Here is a 6,067-nt window from a genome sequence, read left to right as displayed (position 1 = left end):
TGACCTGCCTGACGAACGGAACCAGCCGATCCGATGGAGGTTCGAGATGCTCCTCATCGTCCGTGTTGCGGCCGCGCTGGCGACTCTCGGAGTTGTCCTGGCGGCACCCGCCGCAGCGTCGGAGGACGAATACCTGCGCGAGCTGCAACCCCGGTACGCGTTCCTGACTGCGGAGGAGTTGCTCACAGAGGGGCAACGGGCCTGCGCGGCCATCAGCTCCGGCGTGCTGGCACCGGACGCCGTCAAGATGGTCAGCGCGGACCTCGGCATCTCGACCGGCGCGGCGATGGACATCGTCAGCCGCGCCAACCTCCAGCTCTGCTGACGCGACGATCCGGATGGATCACCGCACCAAGGTGGGCCAACCCGAACAGCGACTGCGATTCACGGTCCGCCAGAACGGAATTGATCGGACCCAGCATCGACGGCACCGATGTTTTGTCGCACGCTCGGGTCTGCGCGTTCCGCCCGGCGGCGGGTAGTCACTGCCGGGTGCGCGTCAGCGGAAGCGGATGTGCATCGTCGCCAGGCCGAAGATCTTCTTGCCGGCCGATTTCGCCGCCACCACGATGACGCCCGAGCGGGTCTCGGGGTCCAGCGACTTGATCCTGCCGCTGAACTCGATGTCGGCGCCCTCCTCGGCGGAGACGATCGCGGGTGCGGAGAGCCGCACCGCGTACCGCGTCACCGCGCCCGGGTCGCCCGACCAGGCGGAGACGAACCCGGCGCCGAGCCCCATGGTGAGCATGCCGTGGGCGATCACGTCCGGGAGCCCGGCCAGCTTGGCGATGTCCTCGTCCCAGTGGATCGGATTTGCGTCACCGGCGACGCCTGCGTAGTTGACCAGGTCGCCGCGGGACAATCGCGTGTGGCGCACCGGCAGCTCGTCACCGACCTTCAGCTCGTCGAACGACGGCGTCCCAGGTGCGCGGGTCAGCCCACCGTCGGCGATCCGGAACTCGCCCTCGGGCCGCACGGACCTCTCGTAACTGCTGTCGGCCTCGCTTACGGCAAGGATGTCCACGTCGTGCATCATCTTGGCGTGTACGGCGGTCTTGATCGCCGGATCGAGGTCTTCGCTGGTCAGACCCACGACGGTGGTGTGCAGTGTGTGTACCCGCTCGCCGGCGGTGTCGGTGAAGGTGTTGGTCACGGTGATCAGATCCCGGCCGGCGATCCTGCGCACCGAGGTCAACTCGACGTCGATGACCAGTTCGTCGCCGGCCACGATCGGGCGGTGCTGCTCGAAGACCTCCTCGGTCTGCAGGTAGGTGTCGTAACCGACCACGATTTGCTCGAACATGTGACGGTTGCACGACATAGCCGGGGCCGACGTGAACGTCAGCGGCGCGACCAGACCCGAATATCCCAGCTCAGCCGCGGCGGCGACGTCCCAATGCGTAGGTTGGTAGTCCTGCACCGCACGGGCGTATTCGCGGACCTTCTCGCGGCCGACCAGGTAGCTGTCGTCCATCTGGTACCAGTGGCCGACCCGCGCTTCGATCGCCGGCGTCTCTGGTGCTGCGGTCATAGATCTACTCAACTTTTCTGCCGGTTTGTCCGTAAGGCCGACCACAGCACACTAACCGGTGGTCAGCCCGTACTGCCCCCGACCATGGCGCTGGGCCCTACTCGCGGTGTCCTGTCAGTTTCATCCAGGGCTCTCAACCGAAGGGCATGAAGAGTCTCGAAAGCGTGTGCCCGCATTTCAGCGCACAGTCCTACGATGTCCGCATGCGGCGCCCGCCTTTCACCTCTACCGACGAACGCTGGGATCAACCGCCGAGGTGAGGCCCATCGTGTGGGGCACCCATCTCGATGTGGACGAGGAACTGTCAGGATTGCGGACCGCGGTCACCGCCCACCTGACCGCGCGATCGAAGATCGCCGACGCCCCGCAGCAATGGCGCGGGAGGACCGCCGGTCGCGTGGGGCGCATCGTCGAGGGGAAAGCGATTCGATGAGTACCGAGCGCGAGGAACCGGATTACCGCTTCACGTTGGCCAACGAGCGGACCTTCCTGGCGTGGATCCGGACGGCGCTGGCGTTGATCGCCGGTGGCATCGCCGTCGTCCAGTTCGTGCCGTCCTTCGGGATCCCGGGGGTGCGACACGGCCTCAGCGTGGCCTTGACCGCCAGCGGTGGTCTGCTGGCAGCGTTGGCCGTGCGGCGCTGGCAACAGGTTCCAATCCGCGATGCGCCGGGGCGAGGACCTACCGCCGACCCATGTTCCGCTGCTACTCGGCGGCGCGCTCTTCGTCGTCACCATGGTGGTCCTCGTTGTGCTGGTCGTCTGGCCGCCATCGGCGCAGTGAGATGCGCGGCCGTCTGACGAAAGGACCGGGGCTTCCGGCCGAGCGCACAGTGCTGTCCTGGGAGAGAAGCTCGTTCGGCTTCCTTGTTGTCGGAGCGCTGGTGCTGTTGCCGCGACACGGGTCTCTGGGTCCGGCGCGGGCCATGCTGGCAATCACCGCGATGCTGCTCGCACTTCTGGTCCTCGCCCTGGGCTACCGGCGGTCACGGCGGATCAGGAACAGCCAGATGGTGAACGGCCGGATGGTGACGTTCACTCCGCAGTTGGAAGTGTTGTTCATCGGCGCCGCCACAACCGGTTTCGCGGCAGCCGTGGTGGTCGTACTACTCCTGTACACGGTGTGACTCCCGGTAAGCCCGAAATATGCGGGGTCAGGCCAAGACCAGAAACAGCCTCTCCAACTCGGCTTCCGTCATCGGTCGGTGGCCATCCGAGGTCTGGCCGGCCAGGCACTCCCGTAAGCCGGTGACGAGGATCTTCAACCCGGCTTTTTCGAGCGCCCGTGTCACCGCAGCCAACTGGATCACGACGTCCCGGCAGTCCCGGCCTTGTTCGATCATCGAGATCACTCCGGCGAGCTGTCCCTGGGCCCGGCGCAGCCGGTTGAGCACCACGGCGACCGCATCCTCGTCAGCGGCTGCGGCGCAACGATTTTCGGGCGACGCGGTGCAGTCCGGGGCAGCATCGGCGGCGTTCATGCGAGGGCCCTGCGGGAGGCGGCCGCGCCGGTGAGGCGACGCAGAGGGCAATGGGCGTAACGCGTGCACGCGAGCGTCAGGCCACCCGCGATCGACGTGAGCGCCGCGGCCGCGATCCCGACGCTCAGGTGGATCTCCTGAGCCAGGATGACCGAGGACATCACGAGTACGAACCAGCCGAAGGCCTGCCGCAGCGCATCGGGGTTGACCATCGCGGTCAGCCGAGCGCCGATGAGTGCGCCCACCACGGCCGCGGCGGTCACCGCCGACGCGACCGTCCAGTCGATGGCAACGCTGGACAGATAGCCGCCGAGGCCCGCGAACGACTTCATCGCGATCACGACGAGCGAGGTGCCGACTGCCACAGGCATCGGCAAGCCGCCGAGCAAGGCGAGCGCGGGCACCACGAGGAAGCCGCCCCCGGCACCGACAAGGCCGGTCACCAACCCCACCACCAGGCCCTCCGCGATGATCTTCGGAATCGGCAGGTGGTGGTCGCCGCCGGTGTTCTCGACGTTCTTGCGGCCGCGCAGCATCGCGACGGCGGTGGCGACCATCATGGCGGCGAAACCGATGAGAAGAACGGTGCCCGGGATGAAGCGGGCCAGCAGTCCGCCCCCGTAGGCGCCGGCCATCCCGGCTCCGCCGAAGATCAGACCAGTGCGCCACTGCACTCGCCCGGCCCGAGCGTGCGAGACGGCGCCGATCGCACTGGTAACGCCGACGACCAGAAGCGAAGTGGCGATCGCCTGTTTGGCATCCATGCCGGCGATGTAGGCCAACAGCGGAACGGTCAGGATGGAACCGCCGCCCCCGAGCAACCCCAATGCAACACCCACGAAGACGGCAAGGCCGATGGCGAGCGCAACCATGATCTGCTAGCCCACCGTCTTGTCTGCGGGAGCCGAGCCGACGAGTTGGGCCACGACCGTCTGGGCGTCGCAGGTGGCCCCGCGGTTGTAGGGCAGCTTCGACAACATCATGCCCATGGCGCACGTGTTGGACAGTGCCGCGAACGTGAGGCCGCCACCGATGGCGCCGGCCACCCACTTGAGCTTGGGAACGGCAATGCTGCCCAGGATGCTGGCGAGCACGATGCCGCCTGCGGCCAGGCGGACCTGTCGTTCGAGGTCCCAACGTGTGGTCCCGCGGTTGACCGAGAATCCCTTGGCCTCCCATGCGGTGATGCCGCCGGCGAGGATGTGCACATTGGCCAGCCCTGCCGTGCGCAGCGTCTCCTCCGCCTGGGCGGCACGCTGACCTGAGCGGCAGACCAGCACGACGTCTTCGTCGAGGTGCTGGACGATCTCGTCGCGGTGTTCGCGCAACAAATCCAGCGGCACGTTATAGGCACCGGCGATATGTGCGGTGTCGAACTCGCCCGGGGTTCGGACGTCGAGGACCCGAGGCGGTGTCGGGGAGTTGAGCAGGTCGACGAGTTTCTGTGAGTCGATGACGGCGGGCGCGGTCATGTGGCTGTCCTTTCAGATTGGGCTCGGGTAGCGAACCCGATACCACGGGGGGTATGTTGGCACCATGTTACACATACCCCCAGGGGTAAATGAAGAGACGGAATATTTTGGGGGCAAAGGTCCCTTGACATACCCATAGGGGTATCTGCAACGTGGATGCCACAAGGCTCGCCGAACGAACGAAAGGGCTGCCGCCATGAAATTCATCCAGTACTACCTGGACTGCCTGTCCCATGCGTCGTATTTGATTGCCGACGAAACCACTGGGCGCGCAGTCGTTGTCGACCCACAGCGCGACGTTTCGGAGTACCTGTTCGATGCCAGGGAGTTCGGCTTCACCATCGAACTCGTCATCGAGACCCACTTCCACGCCGACTTCCTGTCCGGCCACCTGGAGCTGGCGAAGGCCACGGGCGCAAAGATCGTCTACTCGTCGGTCGCCGAGACCGAGTTCGAGTCGATGGGCGTCGCCGACGGCGAGCGGTATTCGCTGGGCGACGTGACCTTGCAGTTCCTGCACACCCCCGGCCACACCCCCGAGTCGATGAGCATCGTCGTCTACGAACATTCCGGCGATGACGTGCCCTACGGTGTGCTGACCGGTGACGCCCTGTTCATCGGTGACGTCGGCCGCCCGGACCTATTGGCCTCGATCGGTTTCACCCGTGAGGAGTTGGCCGACAAGCTCTACGACTCGCTGCACACCAAGCTGATGACCCTGCCCGACGCGACCCGGGTGTATCCGGCGCACGGCGCGGGTTCGGCCTGTGGCAAGAACCTCTCGACCGACCTGTGGTCGACCATGGGCGAGCAGAAGGAGACGAACTACGCGCTGCGCGCCGCGGACAAGGCGACCTTCATGGAGTTGGTCACCGAGGGCCAGCCACCGGCGCCGAGCTACTTCGTCTATGACGCGATCCTCAATCGGAAGGACCGTGAACTGCTGGACGAGACCAAGAGGCCGATGGCGATGACCTATGAGCAGGTGATGGGCGCGATCGAGGCCGGCGCCGTGCTGGTCGACGGACGCAGCCCCGAGGAGTTCGCCCAGGGCCACCTCCGCCATGCGGTCAACATCGGGCTCGAGGGCCGCTATGCCGAGTTCGCCGGATCGGTTGTGCCCTCGGATGTCGATATCGTGCTGTTCACCGAGCCGGGGCACGAGTTGGAGGGCAAGAACCGACTCGCCCGCATCGGGTTCGACCGCGTCATCGGCTACCTGGACCGGCCGTTCGAGGCGATGCTCGAGCATCAGGACGACGTCCAGATCGCGTCCCGATTGACGGCGAAGGCCTTCGACCAACGCGTTTCGGAATTGTCCGATCTACAAATCGTCGACGTGCGCAACCCAGGTGAGGTTGCGGCGGGGACGATCCCGAACGCGATCGAGATCCCGGTGGGCCAGCTGCCTGCCCGGCTGAGCGAGCTCGATCCGGCCAAGCCGACCGTCGTCTACTGTGCCGGAGGCTACCGGTCTTCAGTGGCCGCAAGCCTGTTGCGGCACAACGGGTTCACCGATGTCAGTGACATCCTGGGCGGTTATGGCGCCTGGGAAGAAACCCACCAGAACGCCTGAGCGGCGG

8 protein-coding genes and 1 pseudogene are annotated in these 6,067 nt (G+C 66.1%); 5 read left to right on the top strand and 4 right to left on the bottom strand.

The genetic code is table 11. The annotated features are described in order from the left end of the window. Positions 1–325 (top strand): hypothetical protein (locus tag A5698_RS12500; protein ID WP_231967389.1); only part of this gene is annotated, 325 nt, incomplete at its 5' end. A 174-nt stretch (positions 326–499) separates the two neighbouring features. On the opposite strand, the gene A5698_RS12495 is transcribed toward A5698_RS12500, so the two are convergent. Then, the gene (locus tag A5698_RS12495) at positions 500–1,531 is read right to left on the bottom strand and encodes a fused (3R)-hydroxyacyl-ACP dehydratase subunits HadA/HadB (RefSeq protein ID WP_068297023.1); all 1,032 of its coding nucleotides are present in this window, start codon (positions 1,529–1,531) and stop codon (positions 500–502) included. A 256-nt stretch (positions 1,532–1,787) separates the two neighbouring features. On the opposite strand from A5698_RS12495, the gene A5698_RS28585 reads away from it, so the two are divergent. The 3 genes and pseudogenes from A5698_RS28585 (at position 1,788) to A5698_RS12485 (ending at position 2,658) form a co-directional block, all read left to right on the top strand. Beyond that, on the top strand, positions 1,788–1,964 hold the full coding sequence (locus A5698_RS28585) for a hypothetical protein (protein WP_156670726.1): 177 nt from the start codon (positions 1,788–1,790) through the stop codon (positions 1,962–1,964). Beyond that, positions 1,961–2,315, top strand: a pseudogene (locus tag A5698_RS12490) (YidH family protein). The gene A5698_RS28585 and the pseudogene A5698_RS12490 overlap by 4 nt, the downstream one beginning before the upstream one ends. A gap of 1 nt (position 2,316) precedes the next feature. Next, positions 2,317–2,658 (top strand): DUF202 domain-containing protein, encoded by a 342-nt coding sequence (locus A5698_RS12485; RefSeq protein WP_067083480.1) that lies wholly within the window; start codon positions 2,317–2,319, stop codon positions 2,656–2,658. Positions 2,659–2,685: 27 nt separating this feature from the next. Here A5698_RS12485 and A5698_RS12480 read toward each other — a convergent pair whose 3' ends face one another. From A5698_RS12480 to A5698_RS12470, 3 genes are read right to left on the bottom strand one after another with little or no spacing between them, the layout of a single operon-like run. Further along, positions 2,686–3,012, bottom strand: a complete 327-nt coding sequence (locus A5698_RS12480; protein ID WP_082950778.1) for a metal-sensitive transcriptional regulator — start codon at positions 3,010–3,012, stop codon at positions 2,686–2,688. After that, positions 3,009–3,884: a sulfite exporter TauE/SafE family protein gene (locus A5698_RS12475; protein ID WP_068297020.1), complete on the bottom strand. Its 876-nt coding sequence runs from the start codon at positions 3,882–3,884 to the stop codon at positions 3,009–3,011. Before A5698_RS12475 ends, A5698_RS12480 begins: the two co-directional genes overlap by 4 nt. Before the next feature lie 6 nt (positions 3,885–3,890). Further along, positions 3,891–4,484, bottom strand: coding sequence for a rhodanese-like domain-containing protein (locus A5698_RS12470; protein ID WP_068297014.1), 594 nt, complete (start codon positions 4,482–4,484; stop codon positions 3,891–3,893). 196 nt (positions 4,485–4,680) lie between these two features. Here A5698_RS12470 and A5698_RS12465 point away from each other — a divergent pair, with 196 nt between their 5' ends. Continuing rightward, a complete protein-coding gene (locus tag A5698_RS12465) occupies positions 4,681–6,060 on the top strand; it encodes an MBL fold metallo-hydrolase (RefSeq protein WP_067083485.1) in 1,380 nt (459 codons plus the stop codon). The last annotated feature ends 7 nt before the right edge of the window (positions 6,061–6,067 follow it).

Origin of the sequence: Mycobacterium sp. E136 (genome assembly GCF_001666865.1) — a bacterium.
GTDB lineage: Bacteria > Actinomycetota > Actinomycetes > Mycobacteriales > Mycobacteriaceae > Mycobacterium.
This window is presented reverse-complemented; position numbering and strand designations above follow the sequence as displayed.

What these genes read in the sequence shown, in the direction of transcription:
- A5698_RS12480 (WP_082950778.1), bottom strand. Translation starts at nt 3,012, where the DNA reads ATGAACGCCGCCGATGCTGCCCCGGACTGCACCGCGTCGCCCGAAAAT.
- A5698_RS12470 (WP_068297014.1), bottom strand. Translation starts at nt 4,484, where the DNA reads ATGACCGCGCCCGCCGTCATCGACTCACAGAAACTCGTCGACCTGCTC.
- A5698_RS12485 (WP_067083480.1), top strand. Translation starts at nt 2,317, where the DNA reads ATGCGCGGCCGTCTGACGAAAGGACCGGGGCTTCCGGCCGAGCGCACA.
- A5698_RS12495 (WP_068297023.1), bottom strand. Translation starts at nt 1,531, where the DNA reads ATGACCGCAGCACCAGAGACGCCGGCGATCGAAGCGCGGGTCGGCCAC.
- A5698_RS12475 (WP_068297020.1), bottom strand. Translation starts at nt 3,884, where the DNA reads ATGGTTGCGCTCGCCATCGGCCTTGCCGTCTTCGTGGGTGTTGCATTG.
- A5698_RS12465 (WP_067083485.1), top strand. Translation starts at nt 4,681, where the DNA reads ATGAAATTCATCCAGTACTACCTGGACTGCCTGTCCCATGCGTCGTAT.